The organism is Allobosea sp. 2RAB26, from assembly GCF_052115465.1.
Taxonomy (GTDB): Bacteria; Pseudomonadota; Alphaproteobacteria; order Rhizobiales; family Beijerinckiaceae; genus Allobosea.
The window spans coordinates 413671-432296 of sequence record NZ_JBFRGS010000005.1; the positions used below are offsets into that span (position 1 = coordinate 413671).

At 65.4% G+C, this 18626-nt stretch carries 12 protein-coding genes; 7 read left to right on the forward strand and 5 right to left on the reverse strand.

Features of this window, described 5'->3' with window-relative positions; all coding sequences use genetic code 11:
• The first annotated feature begins 73 nt into the window (after positions 1-73).
• Positions 74-1202 (forward strand): peptide chain release factor 2 gene (gene prfB / locus AB4118_RS12355; protein ID WP_441489997.1). Its coding sequence is split into 2 segments (ribosomal slippage): positions 74-142 and positions 144-1202, totalling 1128 coding nucleotides; the frame shifts between segments, so codons are not numbered across the junction.
• A gap of 16 nt (positions 1203-1218) precedes the next feature.
• Positions 1219-2334, forward strand: coding sequence for an SGNH/GDSL hydrolase family protein (locus AB4118_RS12360; RefSeq protein ID WP_441489998.1), 1116 nt, complete (start codon positions 1219-1221; stop codon positions 2332-2334).
• A 372-nt stretch (positions 2335-2706) separates the two neighbouring features.
• Here the strand turns inward: AB4118_RS12360 and mdoH are convergent, their stop codons facing one another.
• Positions 2707-4866: a glucans biosynthesis glucosyltransferase MdoH gene (mdoH, locus tag AB4118_RS12365; protein WP_441490040.1), complete on the reverse strand. Its 2160-nt coding sequence runs from the start codon at positions 4864-4866 to the stop codon at positions 2707-2709.
• A gap of 5 nt (positions 4867-4871) precedes the next feature.
• Positions 4872-6308 (reverse strand): OpgD/OpgG family glucan biosynthesis protein, encoded by a 1437-nt coding sequence (locus tag AB4118_RS12370; protein WP_441489999.1) that lies wholly within the window; start codon positions 6306-6308, stop codon positions 4872-4874.
• A 442-nt stretch (positions 6309-6750) separates the two neighbouring features.
• Between AB4118_RS12370 and glmU the strand changes: the two genes are divergently transcribed.
• Positions 6751-8130 (forward strand): bifunctional UDP-N-acetylglucosamine diphosphorylase/glucosamine-1-phosphate N-acetyltransferase GlmU, encoded by a 1380-nt coding sequence (gene glmU, locus AB4118_RS12375; RefSeq protein WP_441490000.1) that lies wholly within the window; start codon positions 6751-6753, stop codon positions 8128-8130.
• Positions 8131-8237: 107 nt separating this feature from the next.
• The gene (gene glmS, locus AB4118_RS12380) at positions 8238-10064 is read left to right on the forward strand and encodes a glutamine--fructose-6-phosphate transaminase (isomerizing) (protein ID WP_441490001.1); all 1827 of its coding nucleotides are present in this window, start codon (positions 8238-8240) and stop codon (positions 10062-10064) included.
• Positions 10065-10083: 19 nt separating this feature from the next.
• Here glmS and AB4118_RS12385 read toward each other — a convergent pair whose 3' ends face one another.
• Complete coding sequence (locus tag AB4118_RS12385; protein WP_441490002.1) at positions 10084-10482, reverse strand: YbaN family protein; 399 nt, start codon at positions 10480-10482, stop codon at positions 10084-10086.
• A gap of 166 nt (positions 10483-10648) precedes the next feature.
• On the opposite strand from AB4118_RS12385, the gene AB4118_RS12390 reads away from it, so the two are divergent.
• The gene (locus AB4118_RS12390) at positions 10649-11332 is read left to right on the forward strand and encodes a DUF502 domain-containing protein (RefSeq protein ID WP_441490003.1); all 684 of its coding nucleotides are present in this window, start codon (positions 10649-10651) and stop codon (positions 11330-11332) included.
• Positions 11333-11369: 37 nt separating this feature from the next.
• Here the strand turns inward: AB4118_RS12390 and AB4118_RS12395 are convergent, their stop codons facing one another.
• A complete protein-coding gene (locus tag AB4118_RS12395) occupies positions 11370-12203 on the reverse strand; it encodes an AraC family transcriptional regulator (RefSeq protein ID WP_441490004.1) in 834 nt (277 codons plus the stop codon).
• 189 nt (positions 12204-12392) lie between these two features.
• Complete coding sequence (gene recG, locus AB4118_RS12400) at positions 12393-14495, reverse strand: ATP-dependent DNA helicase RecG (protein WP_441490005.1); 2103 nt, start codon at positions 14493-14495, stop codon at positions 12393-12395.
• Positions 14496-14640: 145 nt separating this feature from the next.
• Between recG and AB4118_RS12405 the strand changes: the two genes are divergently transcribed.
• Both AB4118_RS12405 and mfd read left to right on the forward strand, forming a co-directional pair.
• On the forward strand, positions 14641-14937 hold the full coding sequence (locus AB4118_RS12405; RefSeq protein ID WP_441490006.1) for an FAD assembly factor SdhE: 297 nt from the start codon (positions 14641-14643) through the stop codon (positions 14935-14937).
• Positions 14938-14957: 20 nt separating this feature from the next.
• Positions 14958-18506 carry a transcription-repair coupling factor gene (mfd, locus tag AB4118_RS12410; RefSeq protein ID WP_441490007.1) on the forward strand — a complete coding sequence of 1183 codons (3549 nt, stop codon included), beginning with the start codon at positions 14958-14960 and terminating at the stop codon, positions 18504-18506.
• The last annotated feature ends 120 nt before the right edge of the window (positions 18507-18626 follow it).

Sequence of the window (18626 nt, forward strand, 5' to 3'; positions counted from 1 at the left end):
CTTTCGCCCCTATCTGAACAGCTCCGTCCGGCATGCCGGATCGAATCCCATCAAGGAAAGTTCTGCTGGCATCATGCGTCCTGAAGTTCAGACCCAACTTGATAACGCCAAGCAGTCGATTGGACTGCTGAGGAGGCATCTTTGACTGGGATGTCGCACAACGACGCCTCGCGGAGCTGAACGCACTTTCCGAAGGCCCCACCTTCTGGGACGATGCCGAGCAGGCACAAAAGCTCATGCGCGAGCGGACCTCGCTCGAAGACCAGATCAACGGCATCCTGAAGCTCGAGCGCGATCTCGACGATGCCCTGACGCTGATCGAGCTGGGCGAGATGGAGAGTGATGCCGCCTCCATCACGGAAGGCGAAGTCGCGATCAAGGCTGTCGAGCAGGAAGCGGCACGCCGGCAGGTCGAGACACTGCTCTCCGGTGAGGCCGACATGCTCGATACCTATGTCGAAATCCATCCTGGCGCCGGCGGTACCGAAAGCCAGGACTGGGCCGAGATGCTGCTGCGCATGTACCGGCGCTGGGGCGAGCGGCGGAAGTTCAAGGTCGAGATGCTCGACTATCAGGATGGCGATCAGGCCGGCATCAAGTCGGCGACGCTGCAGTTCAAGGGCCACAATGCCTATGGCTGGCTGAAGACCGAATCGGGCGTGCACAGGCTCGTGCGCATCTCGCCATTCGATTCGAACGCCCGCCGGCAGACCAGCTTCGCATCCGTCTGGGTCTATCCCGTCGTCGACGACCGGATCGTCATCGACGTCAAGGAATCGGATTGCCGGATTGACACCTACCGCGCCCAGGGCGCCGGCGGGCAGCACATCAACACGACCGATTCGGCGGTGCGCATCACGCATATCCCGACGGGGATTGCGGTCACCTGCCAGCAGGAGCGTTCTCAGCACAAGAACCGCGCCAAGGCGTGGGACATGCTGCGCGCCCGCCTCTACGAGGTCGAGCTGAAGAAGCGCGAGGAAAAGGCGAATGCCGAGGCGGCCTCCAAGACCGATATCGGCTGGGGCCACCAGATTCGCTCCTATGTGCTGCAGCCCTATCAGCTGGTGAAGGACCTGCGCACCGGAGTGAGCTCGACGGCGCCGTCGGACGTGCTCGACGGTGATCTTGACCCGTTCATGGAGGCGTCGCTCGCGCAGCGCGTCTATGGCACCGAGGTCGAAGTCGAGGATATCGACTAGAGCAATGAGCGGGAGCATGACGGTGGAGAAACCTCGCTCCCGCCTGCGCAACGGCCTGATCAATCTTGGCGTGTCGCTGGCCAGCCTGCTGGTGTTTCTCGCGTTGTGCGAGCTTGTTCTGTTTCGCTTCGTGCTGCCGGGCAGCGACGTGCCGCGCAACGACTTCGCCAATGAACTCGTGCGCTATGCTCCGAACCAGACCGGCGTCTGGCGCGTGCGCGACGAGATCGCGGCGCCATTCTCGATCAACGCCAAGGGGTGGAATTCGCCCTTGCCGGATTATCCGGCCGAGCGCATTCCCGGGCGTCGACGGGTCGCCTTTGTCGGCGACAGCTTCGTCGAGGCCCTGCAGGTTCCGGTCGGGCGCAGCGTCGCCGACGTGATTCAGGGTGGCCTTGCCAGCGCGGGCCCCGTCGAGGTCTACCGCTACGCCATCGCCGGGGCACCCTTCAGCCAATATATCCAGATGATCGACCGTGAGGTGCTGGCGGCGAGGCCGGACCAGATCGTCGTGCTGCTGGTCCATAACGACTTCGACGAGAGCTTTGTCTTCACGCCGGGCCGGTATACGTCGAGCTTCCTGAAGCTGCGTGTCGAGGGCGGCAAGGTTCTAGGCGAGATCGCGCCTGAGCCCTGGCGTCCCCGCGCCGTGGAGTGGCTCAGGCAGACCGCGACGGCGCGCTATTTCCTCTATCGCTGGCAGGTGCGCCCGCAGGCTCTGCTGGATGCGTTCCTCGGGCCGGCCCAGGCCGAGGATACGCGCTTTGCGGCCAATATCGATGTCGCGTCGGTGCTGAGTCGCGAGGCCGATATCCGCGCCGCGACGGATTACATGATGGTCCGCCTTGCGGCGCAGGCCCGCAGTATCGGCGCCCAGTTGCTGGTGGCCATGGATGGCGATCGCAGCGCGATCTACGCCGGCCGCCCCGACAGCCCGGCGCTGAAGCTCAACCGTATCGCCGCCGAGGCCGCATCACGGGCGGGGATCGCCTTCCTCGACCTGCACCCCGTCTTCGCCGAGGACTGGGCTCGCAACCAGCGGCGATTCGAGTTCGCGGCGGATGCTCACTGGAACGAGAATGGCCACGCCGTCGCCGCTCGGGCGATCCAGGATGTCCTCACCAGGCAGTGAGCAGCCCGAGGACTTAAGCGCCAGACGGCGAATGCGCGTTGGCACGAGGCTGGTGATTTCGGCTGGGATGATGCGGAACCGCGGATCTTCCGGCGACCGGAAAGCCCAGGGAACCCTGACCGGGCCAGTGAAGGCTCTCTTCCCGCATGGGCCACAGCTCCGAGCCGCCGAAGCCGCCCGGCCGGGATGCTGGTTCGAATGCAGCGTGCTCTGAGGCCGCAGCCGCTTGCGAAGCGACCGGGCGCTCAGAAGGCGGCCATGTAGCGAATGGCTGACGCTCAAGCGCAGCGTCGCGGGTATGCAGGGCAGACGACGACCGGCGATCTGTTTCCCGTCTCCCGCCGTCGCTCCGAAACTGACGAGCTTCCCCGTCTAGTCCTTCGACGGCTGCAACGAGGACAGCAAGCCAACCAGAGCGCGGTCGTGAAGCACGACCATACGTTCCCTCGGCTTCAGCCAGATCGCCGCCTCGTCGATCGTTTCCGCGTCGACCAGCTTTGCCTGTGCGACGGCGCGCTCGGGCTCGACTTCACCGCGGCGGCGCGGATGCCCCTCGGGGAGCATCATGTCGTGCTCGGCACGCAGGCGCGGATCGGCATGCAGCGCCTTGAGGCCGTCGGCTTCGTCGAAGCCCGCCTTGGCGAATTCCTCCTGCAGCGCATTGGCACGCAGCGCGATCGCCGGCGGGTCGCCTTCCTCCGGCGTCACCAGGAGCTTGTGCCGCTTCAGCCAGAGCCCGAGCGCGAGCTGGCCCGATGCCCAGGACAGCGGAATGGCCAGCACGAGACCCACGATCGTCGGCGACATCCAAGCGAAGAGCGAGGTCGCGATCATGAAGGCCGAGATACCGGCGATGGCGCCGAGTGCGGTGTGCATTCGGTGGCGCCGGATGATGTCCTTCAACGGAATCGAGCCGTCGTCGCGGCGCTGCGGGTTCCAGCCCGTGTCGCGTCCGAGCAGGATCTGGAAGACCGAACCCGATTGGATCAGCATCATGATCGGCGCGAAGAAGGCGGAGAACAGGATCTCGAGCAGCGACGAGAGAATCAGCCGGATGGTACCGCCGCAGGCGCGCCGCAGCTTGCCGTCGAACAGGGTCAGCAGCAGCCCAAAGAGCTTTGGTGCGAGCAGGATCGCCATGGTGAGGGCGAACAGGTTCAAGGCGCGCTCGGGGTCGAAGCGCGGCCAGACCGGGAAGAGCGTGAACTCCTGGGTGAAGTATTCAGGGCGCGCGTAATTGACCTGCAGCACGATCAGGATGCCGACCACGAGCTGCATCAACCAGAACGGCGAGGCGAGATAGCCCATGATGCCGGTGGCGAAATGCTGGCGCGTCGACCAGACGAAACCCTTCGCGCCGATGATGCGCGAGTGCTGGAGATTGCCCTGCGCCCAGCGGCGGTCGCGCACTGATATGTCGATCAGGGAGGGCGGGCTCTCCTCATACGAACCCGTCAGGTCGGGAAGCATATAGACCGACCAGCCGGCGCGGCGCATCAGCGCGGCCTCGACGAAGTCATGGCTCAAGACATGTCCGCCGAAGGGCGGCTTGCCCTTCAGATCGGGCAGTCCGCAATGATCGGCGAAGGCCTTGGTGCGAATGATCGCGTTATGGCCCCAGTAATTGCCGTCGCGGCCCGACCACATGGCGAGGCCGGTCGCGATCACCGGTCCGTAGACCCGTGCCGCGAATTGCTGCAGCCGCGCGAAGAAGGTGTTGCGATTGATGATCAGCGGCAGCGACTGGATGATTCCTGCGTCGGGATCGGCCTCCATCGCGACAGCGAGGCGCACGATGCAGGTGCCGGTCATCAGGCTGTCGGCGTCGAGCACGACCATGTGCTCGTAGTCACCGCCCCAACGGGTGACGAAATCGGCGATGTTGCCGGCCTTGCGGTGATGGTTCTTCGGGCGGTGCCGGTAGTAGACGCGCGCGCCGGGGCCGAGCCGTTCACGCAGAGCGAGAAAGGCGCGCTCCTCGGCGATCCAGACATCAGGATTGGTCGTGTCCGAGACGATGAAATAGTCGAAATGCGCCCCGAGGCCCGTGGCCTCTACCGATTCCCGGATCGCGGCCAGCGCCGCGAAGGTTCGCGCGGTCGACTCGTTGTAGATCGGCATCACCACGACGGTGCGATGCTGGAGGGATTCCGCCCGTTCGGTCCGGCCGGTCCTAAACAGCAGGCCGAAGAACCCCATCAGTGCGCTGGTGAAGGCGAGTGCGATCCACGAGAAATTGACCGTGAACAGCAGCAGCAAGACGTACTGCAGGAAGGTCGTGCGGCTGACCGACACGACATGGTACATTTCCCAGGCGCCATAGGCGGTGAGCGCGAGACCGCCACCGAAGACGAAGAGGCGCTTCAGCCACGGCGTCGTCCAGGCCAATGGTGCGGCGGGCTTGCGGCGTTCCGAGGCCTTCCAGCTGCGGAAGGACTGGACCGGCATCACCAGCCGGTTCTCAGGCGGGGTCGCTGCCTCCGGACGGGGCAAGCCCGGACGGGGAGCGGTTTCGACCGCGCGCGGCGGCATCTCGGTCACCACGTCCATCGATTCAACCACGTTTCCGATACGGGCTGGCCGCCGGCTTCGAGCACAAGGCGCAGTTCGGAGAGATTCTCATTGCCAGGGTCGACCTCGAAGCGGACCCGCATCAGCTTGCGTTCCGGATAAGGCCAAAGACGCAAACCCTGGATCGCCCCGGTCGTCGCCGTGATATTGGCGCGCGTCGCGGCAACCACAGCGGGGTCCGCCAGCTTGTCACCTGTGAACTCGACCATGAACCGTCGACGCCGACCCTGCGTGCCGCGGCCTTGACGCATGCGCGTGGCCAGGGCGAGCGGTGGTCGCTCGGGTGGCTGCCAGCACCAGGCCTGGCGATAGGCGATCGTGGTTTCGCTGCCCGCGGCGATCGGCTGGCGCGGCCGCCAGTAGGAAATGATGTTGCTGTTGATGTCGGAATCGCTTGGGATCTCGATCAGCTGGACTGAACCGGCTCCCCATTCTCCAAGCGGCTCCATCCAGACGCTGGGGCGAAGCTCGAAGCGCTGGTCGTCATCCTGGAACGCTGCCGGATCGCGCTCCCGCTGGACGAGACCGAAGCCGCGCGGATTGGTGTCGACGAAAGAAGAGACCTGCAGATTGGTCGGGTTGCTGACCGGGCGGTAGATCCATTCGCCGGCGCCGGTGAGCATCTGGACACCGGAGACCTCGTGCACGGCCGGGCGGACGTCGTCGAAGGTCCGGCGGCTCTGAGGCCCCGACATGAAGGTGCCCGTGGTGCAGCCGAAGCCGACATGGTCCAACACCTGCCGCGCGAACAGGGTCATCTCGACATCGATGAATGTGACGTCGCCGGGGCGCAGAGTCATCCGGGCCGCACCTGACAGGCTCTCGGAATCGAGCAGGGCGTGAATCACGAGCATGCCCGATGCCGGATTGGGGCGCTCGATCCAGAAGGCGCGGAAGAAGGGAATCTCCTCGCCCCGCGTCTCGCCGGGACGCAGGATCAGCGCGCGCGCCAGCGCACCGAAGTTCTGGCCGCGCGCCACGGCGCGGAAGAAGGTCGCGCCCTGGAAGATCGCAACCTCGTAAGGCCGCTCGAGCCCGGCGGAGACCCGGAAGCCGGAGAACTGCAGATCGACGCCCGCCGGGGGGGGAGCAACCTTGCCGTAGTCGAACTTGCCGCGATCGAACGCAACGCGGCGCACGACATCGTCTTCGACCGTGAACAGGCTGACGGGAGCAGAAAAGACGTAGCCGCGATGCAGCGGCTCGACCGTGAAGCCGCGGTTCTCTCCAGCCCAGATCAGGCCGCCGGGTTGCGCACGAATCCCGGAGAACTGGTCGAAGGGCAGGGTGGCGTAGCCTTCGGGCAGATCATTGGTCGTCACCGGAACCATCGGGCGCCGCGACAGCATGCGGGCGGCCTCGACAACCAGTGCGGCATCGAAACGCTGACCTTCCGCGATCACCGACTGTACAGTTGCGGCCCAGCTGGCCTGAGAAAATGCAGGGCTCGTGCCCATAAGCGGCGCGGCGGCGAGGCTGTACGCCGCACCCTCCAGAAACCATCGGCGATTCAAGGATTTCGACATTATTTCCAACATACGCGGGCGGCGCAGTCGCACCCCAGCGCTTCTAGATCATTTCCCGGCTGGCTGAAAAGCGGTCGCCGCTTAAAAATTGCGTGCGGCCAGCGACTTGGGCAACGCGTTTGCGTTGCCGGCGGAAAGGTATTGCCATTGCGTCTCGCCCCTCGAATACGCCGGCCGAAGATCTCTCCGGAGGTTTTGGCAAATGCCATCAGGATCGGCTATCCACGGCGACCGCAATGCCACCATGCACCAAATCGCCCACGCGACACCGTCAGGGTCACGGGAGCGAAAGGCTAGATCCGCAGGGAAGCCGACAATCATGACCGAAATACAGCCCGGACGCACCTGCCTTGCAGTTATTCTCGCCGCGGGCGAGGGCACAAGGATGAAATCGCAGCGCCCGAAGGTGCTGCATGAGATGGCCGGCCGCTCGCTGCTCGGTCATGCGCTCGCGGCAGTTGCTGCGGCGGGGGCAGATGCGGTCGCGGTGGTGATCGGGCCGGATCGGCCGGACGTCGCAGCCGAGGTCGAGGCGCTCCTGCCGTCGGCACGCGTCTTCGTCCAGGCCGAGCGCCGCGGCACGGCGCATGCGGTGCTGGCGGCGCGTGCGGCGCTGGCCGAGGGCTATGACGATATCCTCGTCGCCTTCGCGGATACGCCGCTGGTTCGGCCCGAGACCTTCCTGTCGCTGCGGGCTGGGCTCGCCGATGGTGCGCCGGTTGTGGCGCTGGGATTCGAGGCTGCCGACCCGACTGGCTACGGGCGGTTTGTGATGCGCGACGGCGTGCTGGAAGCGATCGTCGAGCACAAGGATGCGAGCGCGGCCGAGCGGACGATCCGGTTCTGCAATGCCGGGCTGATGGCCTTGGACGGTCGGCACGCACTTGCCATTCTCGATTCAATCGGCAGCTCGAACGCCCAGAACGAATTCTATTTGACCGACGCCCCGGCGCTCGCTCGCGCCAAAGGCTTGAAGGTGGTCGCGCTGAGCGCCCCCGAAAGCGAAGTGCAGGGCGTCAATGACCGCGCCCAACTCGCTGCTGCGGAAGCAGAGTTCCAGCGCCGCAAGCGCCTGGCGGTAATGAAGGAGGGTGCGACGCTGATTGCGCCCGAGACCGTGTTCTTCAGCTACGACACGACAATCGGCAGCGATGTCCTGATCGAACCCAATGTCGTTTTTGGCCCCGGCGTCAGCGTTGCCGATGGCGCGGTGATTCATGCCTTCTCGCATCTGGAGGGCGCCGAGGTTGGCCCGCAGGCGAGTGTCGGGCCTTATGGCCGGCTGCGCCCCGGCGCGAAGCTGGCGCGCAAGGCCAAGGTCGGGAACTTCGTGGAGATCAAGGCGGCGGATATCGGGGAAGGAGCCAAGGTCAGCCATCTCACCTATATCGGGGATGCGAGCGTCGGCGCCGAGGCCAATATCGGTGCCGGTACGATCACCTGTAATTATGACGGATTCTTCAAATACAAGACGACGATCGGTGCCGGCGCCTTTGTCGGTTCGAACTCGTCGCTGGTTGCCCCGGTGACGATCGGCGATGGGGCTTATGTCGGCTCCGGTTCGGTCATCACCTCCGATGTTCCGCCTGACGGGCTGGCGATCGCTCGCGGCAGGCAAGTCGGGCGGGACGGTTGGGCGAAGGTGTTCCGAGATAGGGCAAAGGTCAGGAAGCTGAGCGCGGCCAAGAATACGGATTGAATCGACGCCGAAACCGCCTGTTCACAGTCTGACATTCAACGTGATTGGGTGTTTTTGGCGTTCGCAGCTACACGGGCCGGCAACGGCAACACTCAAAGAGGTCGGGCATGTGTGGCATTGTGGGGATCCTGGGCAAGGAAGCCGTAGCCATTCAGGTGGTCGAGGCGCTGCGGCGGCTCGAATATCGGGGTTATGATTCCGCCGGCGTCGCGACGCTGGAGAAGGGTCTGCTCACGCGCCGCCGTGCCGAGGGCAAGCTCAGGAACCTCGAGATCCGCCTGTCGAACGAGCCGCTCGATGGGATGATCGGCATCGGCCATACGCGCTGGGCGACGCATGGCAAGCCAAACGAGACCAATGCTCACCCGCATGCGACCGAGAAGCTCGCGGTCGTGCATAACGGCATCATCGAGAACTTCCGCGAGCTGCGCGCCGAGCTCGAAGCTGCGGGCCGCGTCTTCGAGACCGAGACCGATACCGAGATCGTCGCCCATCTCGTCACCAGCGAGATGGAGCGGGGCAAGAATCCGGTTGCGGCGGTTGCAGCCAGCCTGCCACGCCTGCGCGGTGCCTTTGCCCTCGCATTCCTGTTCCAGGGCGAGGAAGACCTGTTGATCGGCGCTCGCAAGGGCTCGCCGCTCGCGGTCGGCGTCGGCGATGGCGAGATGTATCTCGGCTCTGACGCGTTGGCGTTGGCCCCTTTCACCAATCTCATCGCCTATCTGGAAGAAGGCGATTGGGTCGTGCTCCATCGCAAAGGCGCGACCTTCTACGACGTCACGGGCGCGCAGGTGGAGCGTCGCGCGCAGCGGGTCGCCGCCGGCACCTTCCTGGTCGAGAAGGGCAACTACCATCATTTCATGGCCAAGGAGATCCACGAGCAGCCGGAGGTCGTCGGCCATACGCTGACGAAGTATCTGGACATGGCTGCGGGAACCGTGCGCCTGCCCTTCGATGCCCCCTTTGACTGGAAGGCGCTGTCGCGGCTGTCCATCTCGGCCTGCGGAACCGCCTATTATGCGGGACTGACGGCGAAGTACTGGTTCGAGAAGCTGGCGCGGTTGCCCGTCGAGATCGATGTCGCCTCCGAGTTCCGCTATCGCGAGGCGCCGCTGCCCAAGGACGGTCTCGCGCTCTTCGTTTCGCAATCGGGTGAAACCGCCGATACGCTGGCCTGCCTGCGCTACGCCCGTCAGGAAGGGCAGCACGTCCTTGCCGTCGTGAACGTGCCGACCTCGACAATCGCGCGAGAGAGCGATGTCGTGGCGCCGACCCTGGCCGGGCCGGAGATCGGCGTGGCTTCGACCAAGGCCTTTACCTGCCAGTTGACCGCGCTCGCGAGCCTGGCCCTTGCGGCGGCTCGCGCCCGCGGCACGCTTTCGGAGGCGGAAGAGGCCCGATATGTCCGCGAGCTGATCGCGCTGCCGGGATTGATGGCGCAGGCATTGACGCTGGAACCCGAGATCGAGAAGCTCGCCCGAAAGCTGTCGAAGGCGCGCGACGTGCTCTATCTCGGCCGGGGCACGAGCTTCCCGATGGCGCTCGAAGGCGCTCTGAAGCTCAAGGAAATCAGCTATATACACGCCGAAGGTTATCCGGCAGGTGAGCTGAAGCATGGTCCTATCGCACTGATCGACGAGGACATGCCGGTCATCGTCATCGCACCGCATGATACGCTGTTCGAGAAGACCGCCTCCAACATGCAGGAGGTCGCGGCACGTGGCGGCCGGATCATCCTGATCACCGACGCCAAGGGCGCTGCCGAATGCGGCATCGAGCCCGAGGTGACGATCGTGATGCCGGATATGGACCCGCTATTCGCACCGATCGTCTATGCAGTCCCGATCCAGATGATCGCCTATCAAACGGCCGTCTTCATGGGCAAGGACGTCGACCAGCCGCGCAACCTGGCAAAATCCGTCACTGTCGAGTGATCAATCCTCGGTCGAGTGATCAATCCTGGCGGGTCGGCTCCGGCCGGCTCGCGACATAGCTTCCGGCGGCGAGCAGGCTGGCGCCGCTGGCCCAGAGCGCGACAGGCGGAGCGTCGCTCAGCGCCACCAGTCCGAAGCTGAACAGCATGGAGCCGCAGGCGATCCATTTCGCCCGACGGTCGATCGCGCCGGTTGCGCGCCAGCGACGGACGTGCGGACCCAGCCTGGGATGGCCAAGCAGCCAGGCCTCGAAGCGAGGCGAAGACCGCGAAAAGCACCAGGCCGCGAGAATCAGGAAGACTGTTCCCGGCATCAGCGGCAGCACGAGGCCGATAACCCCGATTCCGGTGAACACCCAACCAGCGGCGAACATCAGCGGCCTGTACCAGCGGCGGAGTTGCCGGGGTGTTTCGGTCACGAAATCCATCCGCATTCGCGTCGGCACGTGAGACGGGGCTGGTCAGCAGCACCGGCTCGGCTATCCTGCTCATATCGCGATGCAGCGCCGCCGAGGCAAGCACGCCCTGTGGAGATCGGATTCCCGGACCGCCATGACGTCAGACGGCCCTCCTGATCCCAGCCACATGCTTCAGCCGGATTTGCTGCGGCCGACTGCGGGCACGCGGCTACGCCGCTATTTCCTGACCGGGCTCGTGATCGCGGGGCCGCTGGCGATCACCGCTTCGGTGACCTGGTGGTTCATCAACCTGATCGACGGGGTGGTGAAGCCGCTGATCCCCAACAATTATCTGCCCGAGACCTATCTGCCTTATCCGATCCCCGGCTTCGGGCTGGTGATCGGATTGATCGGCCTGACGCTGCTCGGCTTCCTGACGGCCAACCTGGTCGGGCGTACCCTGCTCGATGCCGGCGAGGCGATCCTGCACCGGATGCCGGTGATCCGCGGCCTCTACAAGGGCGTGAAGCAGGTTTTCGAGACGATCTTCTCGCAATCGGGCACATCGTTCCGCAAGGTCGGCATGGTGCAGTTCCCGCAGCCGGGCATGTGGTCCATCGTTTTCATCTCTCAGGAGGCGGCGCCCGAGATCAGCTCACGGCTGCCGGATGGCAGCGAACAGATCGGCGTCTTCCTGCCCTGCACGCCGAACCCGACCACGGGTTTCTTCTTCTACCTGCCGCGTCGCGAGGTGGTGGAGCTTTCAATCTCCGTGGAGGACGGCGCCAAGCTCATCATGTCCGCCGGGCTGATCCAGCCGGGGGAGAATGGCTCGAAGGCGCCACCAGGCAACGGCAAGTCCCAGAACTGATCTGCGGACTTGCCGTCCTTTTTGGTCCGGGAGGTCGTCAGGCCTTCAACGGAACCCAGATTTCGACGGTTCCGGTACCGCTTTGCGGATCGAAGCGCTCGTCATAGCGCTCGAAGCTCGGCCCTTCCGAGGCTTTCCAGCCCTTCTTCGGCAGCCAGTCGCGCCAGATTGCGTCGAATGTGCCCTTGATGCCCGAGATATGGCCGTGATGCAGGAACACGACATAGTTCTGCTCGGGGATGCGGATGCGGTCGAATTCGGGTGGCAGGTCGGAAAAGGATTTCACCTCGACGCCAGCGAGATAGTCGAAGCTGCCCTCGTCGTCGGCGTTGTAGCAGACCCCGTAGCCGATGCCCCCGATCTGGCCCGGGACATGGCCGAAATGCGGGGTGAGCTTCTGCCAGAGCGACGGAATGCCGGCAGTGGTCTCATAGGTGTAGCGGCTGCCGAACCCGGCAACGAGCATGCTCTTGTCGGTCAGTGAGCGGGGTTCTTCCAGGATAACGGTTGGGCTTGCGTCCATGACGATGGGCTCCACGAGCTTGAGCGCCGAGAGGTCGCGCCGCTCGCGCAGTTCTTCGGGCGTGAGGCCGAATTGCTCGCGAAAGGCGCGGGTGAAGGCCTCGTGAGAGCCGTACCCCCAGTCCAGCGCGACGGAGAGGATGTCCGGCGCGCCATTCGCCAGTCTCCGGGCGGCTTCGGTCAGCCGGCGTTCGCGCACATAACGCATCACCGAGCGGCCGGTCGCGTTGCCGAAGGCGCGGCAGAGATGGAAGCGCGAGACGCCGCTGACCGAGGCGATCTCGTCGAGCGAGATCCCGGAGGCGAAGCGGCTCTCGACGCACCACACGGCTTTGCTGATTGGGTCCATTGTGGTTCTCACGAAGGCACACCCGGACGATGCCGATCCCGCGCTACGGCCGCTTGATCGGGATTGATCTCCCGCAGGATCTCCAGCGCTAAAGCATCGGCCCGAAAAGTGGATTGCGGTTTTCGGGAAAGCCGATGCAATCACAGATGGCTAGATCGTCTGACCGGATACGATATCCGGTCCGACGATCTAGCCGGCGCGCAAGAGCTTGATCGCGACGTCCCTCTCGAACAGATAGAGCAGCGTCCTGACGGCTTCGCCGCGTTCGCCGGCGAGGTGCGGGTCGCGCTCGATCAGGAGCCGCGCATCATCGCGAGCGGCGGCCAGCAGATCGCCATCGATTTCGGGGCGGGCAACGCGCCAGTCGGGGGATCCGGACTGGCGCGTGCCGAGCACCTCGCCTTCGCCACGCAGGCGCAGATCTTCCTCGGCAATGCGAAAGCCGTCCTCGGTCTCGCGCATGATGGTCAATCGCGCTTCCGCGACCGGACCCAACGGCCCCTTATAGAGCAGGAGGCAGGTCGATGCGGCCGAGCCGCGCCCGATCCGCCCGCGTAGCTGGTGGAGCTGGGCCAAGCCAAAGCGCTCGGCATGCTCGATCACCATGACGCTGGCATTGGGCACGTCGACCCCGACCTCGATGACGGTGGTCGACACCAGGATGCGCGTCTCGCCGGCAACGAAGGCCGCCATCGCAGCGTCCTTGTCGCGCCCGGGCATCTGGCCATGCAGCAGCCCGACCCTGGCGCCGAAGTGCCCCCCCAGTTCCTCGAAGCGCTCCTGCGCGGCGGCGACATCGAGCGTGTCCGATTCCTGAACGAGCGGGCAGACCCAATAGACCTGCGCGCCGGCCTCCACCGCGCGGCCGACTGCGCCAACGACCTCGTCATAGCGTTCGAGCGAGATCGCGCGTGTCGAGATCGGTTTGCGGCCGGCCGGCTTCTCGGCGAGCACCGAGACATCCATGTCTCCGAACCAGGTCAGCGCCAAGGTGCGCGGGATCGGCGTTGCCGTCATGACCAGCACGTCGACGGCCTCGCCCTTCGAGCCCAGCATCAGGCGCTGATGGACGCCGAAACGGTGCTGTTCGTCGACCACCGCCAGCGCGAGATCGTGGAAGACGACGCCTTCCTGGAACAGCGCATGGGTGCCGACCACGATGGCGATCTCGCCGCTCGCCAACCGCTCGAGCACCTGGCGTCGGCCGGCGCCCTTCTCGCGGCCGGTCAGCAGGGCGAGCTTGAGCCCGGCCGTTTCTGCCAGCGGCGCCAGCCGTTCGGCATGCTGGCGCGCCAGGATTTCGGTTGGCGCCATCAACACCGATTGCCGGCCGGCTTCGGCGGCTGCGACCATCGCCATCAGGGCGACAACGGTCTTTCCCGAGCCGACATCGCCTTGCAGCAGGCGCAGCATGCGTTCGGGCTTCTCCATGTCCGAATGGATATCGGCCACGGCCTGGCGCTGGCCATCGGTGAGCGAAAAGGGCAGGGCTGCTTCGATCGCCTTGAGCATGCGGCCGTCACCGGCGGTGACGCGCCCGGCTGCCTTCTTCTGCTGCCGGCGCACCAGGGCAAGCGCGATCTGGCTCGCCAGCAATTCGTCATAGGCAACGCGCCTGCGTGCGATCGTGTCACCCTCGACGGCGCGCAGGTCCGGCGGGTGGTGCAGGGCACGGATGGCCTCGGCGAAGGAGGCGAAGCCGGCCTTCTGCAGAAAGCTGCGGTCCTGCCATTCGGCGAGCTCCGGACATTTTTCCGCCGCTGCTGCCACGATGCGTGTCATGACGCGGGGCCCGATGCCTTCGGTCAGGCCGTAGACGGGCTCGATCGACGGCAGGCTGGCGAAGGCCCGGGCATCCATGATGCGGTCGGGGTGGACCATTTGGCGCATGCCGTCCCAGAGCTCGAGCTTGCCCGAGATGATGCGGAACTCGCCGACCGGCAACGTCTGCTGGAGATGGCGGACATCGGCATGGAAGAAGACCAGGGTCACGTCCCCGGTCTCGTCCTCGACGATGACGCGATAGGGAGCTTTGGCCTTGCCGGGCGGGGCCGGGCGATGCTCGGTGACACGGGCCGAAAAGGTCGCGACATCGCCGACCGGAGCGTCGGCGATGCTGGCGCTGGGGCGACGATCGATCGCGCCCGTGGGAAGGTGGAAGAGCAGGTCGACGACCCGCGCCGGCTGCGTCTCGTCGCCGAGCAGCTTGTCCAGAAGCTTGCCGAGCTTGGGGCCGACGCCGGGCAATGTCGTCGCGGGAGCAAAGAGCGGATCAAGCAGGGAAGGACGCATCTGCCTCGGGTGGGAACCGGAATTGCGGGAAACGCGGCGGTTCGGCCACTGACTCGCCCCGACGCCATCGCTATATAGCCTGCATCGGCAGGTTCCGCGACGGGGCCGGCCCGTTCCGCCATTTGCATTTCATGCGAGGCTTACGATGAGTGGCTCTTCCCGCACCAGTGCCGATCTCGATCCGCGCCGCCGCAAGATCCTGTTCCGTGCCTGGCATCGCGGCATGCGGGAGACGGACCTGATCATGGGCCGCTTCGCCGACGCCGAGATCGGCACGTTGAGCGATGCCGAACTCGACGAGTTCGAGCAACTGATCGAGGTTCTCGACCGAGACCTGCTGTCCTGGATCACAGGAGAGGCCGAGGTGCCGGTGAACTACGATACGGCCGTGTTCCGACGGCTGAAGGCGTTCCACAACCACAGCAAGCCGATTCACGTCTGAGCACGCAGCGACAATCCGATATGAGCATTCCGCCCCCCGCCCAGCTCGCCAAGCTGCAGATCGACCGCATCCTCGACGCGCTGAAGCGGGGCGACAAGCCGACGCTCGCCAGCGTGCCGGACGGGTTCGACGCCGTCGTCCTTGCCGATCTCGTCCGGACCCGGGCGAAGAAGGTGGAAGGCGCGGCAATGCTCGTCTTCGTCGCGCGTGACGGGCAGCGGCTGCAGGTTCTGGAAAATGCGCTCCAGTTCGTGGCGCCCGATCTGGAGGTGATGAGCTTCCCGGCCTGGGACTGCCAGCCCTATGACCGCGTCTCGCCGGCTCCTGCCATCGTGGCCCATCGCATGACGACGTTGTCGCGACTGGCCAAGACCAAGTCAGGCGACAAGCCGCGTCTGCTGCTGACGACGGTCAACGCCGCGCTGCAGCGCGTGCCGGCCTTCAGCAAGGTGGCCTCGGAGAGCTTTTCGGCTGCGCCAGGCAACATGGTCGACACAGAGCAGCTCGCACGCTGGCTCGACATGAACGGCTACCTGCGGACCTCGACGGTGCGCGAGACCGGCGAGTTCGCGGTGCGCGGTGGCATCGTCGATCTCTTTCCGCCCGGCATGCCTGCGCCGATCCGCCTCGACTTCTTCGGCGACGCGTTGGAATCGATCCGGACCTTCGACCCCGAGACGCAGCGCACCACGGGCCAGTTGCGCGGACTCGATCTCGTGCCGATGTCCGAGGCGCAGATGACGAGCGAGAGCATCAAGCGCTTTCGCCAGTCCTATATCACGAGCTTCGGCACGCCCGGCCGTGACGACATGCTCTACGAGGCGGTCAGCGAAGGCCGGCGGCCTGCGGGGCTCGAGCATTGGCTGCCCTTGCTGGCCGACCGGCTCGACACGCTCTTCACCTATCTGCCGGATGTGCCGCTGGTTCTCGACGCGCAGGCCGAGGATGCGGTCGGCGAGCGCATCAGCCTGATCAAGGACTACTACGATGCGCGCAAGGCCGCCCTCGACCAGGGCGGCACGGGAGGGACGCCCTACAAGCCGTTGCCACCCGATGCGCTCTACCTGTCCCCGGCCGAATGGCGCGGCGTGATCGACAATGCCGGCGTCGCGTCGCTGACGCCGTTCCAGCTGCCCGATAGCGACGGCAAGCTGATCGTCGATCTCGGCGCCCGCCAGGGTCGGAGCTTTGCGGCCGAGCGCGCCGACAATGCGGGCAGCGTCTTCGATGCGGCGGTCGCCCATGTGAAAGCGCTGCAGGCCGATGGCCGGCGCGTCATCCTTGCGGCATGGTCGGAGGGCTCCCGCGAGCGCCTGGCCCATGTGCTGGCCGATCATGGTCTCAAGACCGTACAGACCACGGGGTCCCTGCGCGCGGCCTTCGATCTGAAGCCCGGCATCACGGCACTCGCGGTCTGGGGCTTCGAGACCGGCTTCGAGGCCGGCAAGCTTGCGGTCATTGGCGAGCAGGACATTCTGGGCGACCGCCTCGTGCGCCCGCGCCGCAAGACGCGCCGGCCGCAGGATTTCATCGCCGAGCTGTCATCGCTCGCGCCGGGCGACCTTGTCGTCCATGTCGATCACGGCATTGGCCGCTTCATTGGATTGCAGAGCATCACGGCGGCCGGAGCGCCGCATGATTGTCTCGAAATCCACTATGCGGGCGATGCCAAGCTGTTCCTGCCGGTCGAGAATATCGAGCTGCTCTCGCGCTATGGCTCGGAGGATACCGAGGTTCCTCTTGACCGGCTTGGCGGCGGTGGCTGGCAGGCGCGCAAGGCCAAGCTGAAGCAGCGCATCCGCGAGATGGCGGGCAAGCTGATCCAGATCGCTGCCGCCCGCGCGCTGAAGGAGGCGCCGCGCCTCGTTCCGCCGGACGGGCTCTATGATGAATTCCGGGCTCGCTTCCCGTTCGAGGAAACGGAAGACCAGCAGAACACGATCGATGCGGTACTGGACGATCTCGCGGCCGGTCGGCCGATGGACCGCCTGGTCTGCGGCGATGTCGGCTTCGGCAAGACCGAGGTGGCGCTGCGTGCCGCCTTCACGACGGCGCTGGCCGGCAAGCAGGTCGCGGTCGTGGTGCCGACGACATTGCTCGCCCGCCAGCATTACCGGAATTTCGCCGAGCGCTTTGCGGGGTTGCCGGTGAAGGTCGGCCAGGCCTCGCGCTTCGTCTCGGCTCAGGATCTCAAGGCGGTCAAGCAGGGCATCGCCGACGGCACCATGGACATCGTCGTCGGTACCCATGCCCTGCTCGGCAAGGGCGTCGAGTTCAAGGATCTCGGCCTCGTCATCGTCGACGAGGAGCAGCATTTTGGCGTCAACCACAAGGAGCGGCTGAAGGAGTTCCGCGCCGAGGTGCATATGCTGACGCTGTCGGCCACGCCGATACCGCGTACGCTCCAACTCGCAATGACGGGTGTGCGCGAGCTCTCGATCATTGCGACGCCGCCGGTCGATCGGCTGGCCGTGCGGACTTTCGTCACGCCGTTCGATCCGCTGATCGTGCGCGAGGCGTTGCTGCGCGAGCGCTATCGTGGTGGCCGCAGCTTCTATGTCGTGCCGCGCATCGAGGACATCGCCGAGGTCAAGGACTTCCTCGACAAGCAGGTACCCGAGGCCAAGGTCGGCATTGCCCATGGCCAGATGGCGGCGGGCCAGCTCGAAGACGTGATGACGGCCTTCTACGAGGGCCAGTACGACGTTCTGCTCTCGACCACGATCGTCGAGTCCGGGCTCGATATCCCGACGGCGAACACCCTGATCGTGCATCGCGCCGACATGTTCGGCCTCGCCCAGCTCTATCAGCTGCGCGGGCGCGTCGGCCGCTCGAAGATCCGCGCCTACGCGCTCTTCACCATGCCGGCCAATCGCAAGCTGACCGAGCAGGCCGAGCGCCGGCTGAAGGTTCTGCAATCGCTCGACACGTTGGGTGCGGGGTTCCAGCTCGCCAGCCACGATCTCGACATCCGTGGCGCCGGCAACCTGCTCGGCGACGAGCAATCCGGGCACATCAAGGAGGTCGGCTACGAACTCTACCAGCAGATGCTCGAGGAGGCGGTGGCGCAGCTCAAGGCCGGCATCGACATCGTTGCCGAAAGCCAATGGTCGCCAAGTATCCAGATCGGCGCGCCGGTGATGATCCCCGAGCACTATGTCACCGACCTGACGCTGCGCCTGACCCTCTACAAGCGGCTCTCGACGCTCGACGAGGATGGCGAGATCCAATCCTTCGGTGCCGAGCTGGTCGACCGTTTCGGGCCGCTGCCGGAAGAGGTGCAGCAACTTCTGGAGATCGTGGCGATCAAGGCGCTCTGCCGCCGGGCCAATGTCGAGAAGGTCGAGGCCGGACCGAAGGGCATCATCGTTGCTTTCCGCGACAACGAGTTCGCCAATCCCGAGGGGCTGGTCGGCTATGTCGCGAAGCAGGGAACGCTGGCCAAGGTCCGTCCCGACATGCGCGTCGTCTTCATCGACGACTTCGAGACGGCGGAGCAGCGGCTCAAGGGCACGCGCCGGTTGCTGACCGATCTGGCGCGCATCGCCGAGCGAAAGAAGGCGGCGTGAGCATCAGCACGAGACGCTGGCCTTAGCCTCATCTGTCATGGGAGGGGCGCGGCGGCGAAGCAATCCCGGCCTCTGCCTGAGGGGATTGCTTCGCTCGTGACGACGAGACAGGGCGTCTCT

Excerpts from the sequence above, each read along its gene's own strand:
- AB4118_RS12360 (WP_441489998.1), top strand. The coding sequence starts at position 1,219 with ATGACGGTGGAGAAACCTCGCTCCCGCCTGCGCAACGGCCTGATCAAT.
- mdoH (WP_441490040.1), bottom strand. The coding sequence starts at position 4,866 with ATGCCGCCGCGCGCGGTCGAAACCGCTCCCCGTCCGGGCTTGCCCCGT.
- glmU (WP_441490000.1), top strand. The coding sequence starts at position 6,751 with ATGACCGAAATACAGCCCGGACGCACCTGCCTTGCAGTTATTCTCGCC.
- glmS (WP_441490001.1), top strand. The coding sequence starts at position 8,238 with ATGTGTGGCATTGTGGGGATCCTGGGCAAGGAAGCCGTAGCCATTCAG.
- AB4118_RS12390 (WP_441490003.1), top strand. The coding sequence starts at position 10,649 with ATGCTTCAGCCGGATTTGCTGCGGCCGACTGCGGGCACGCGGCTACGC.
- AB4118_RS12395 (WP_441490004.1), bottom strand. The coding sequence starts at position 12,203 with ATGGACCCAATCAGCAAAGCCGTGTGGTGCGTCGAGAGCCGCTTCGCC.
- recG (WP_441490005.1), bottom strand. The coding sequence starts at position 14,495 with ATGCGTCCTTCCCTGCTTGATCCGCTCTTTGCTCCCGCGACGACATTG.
- AB4118_RS12405 (WP_441490006.1), top strand. The coding sequence starts at position 14,641 with ATGAGTGGCTCTTCCCGCACCAGTGCCGATCTCGATCCGCGCCGCCGC.
- mfd (WP_441490007.1), top strand. The coding sequence starts at position 14,958 with ATGAGCATTCCGCCCCCCGCCCAGCTCGCCAAGCTGCAGATCGACCGC.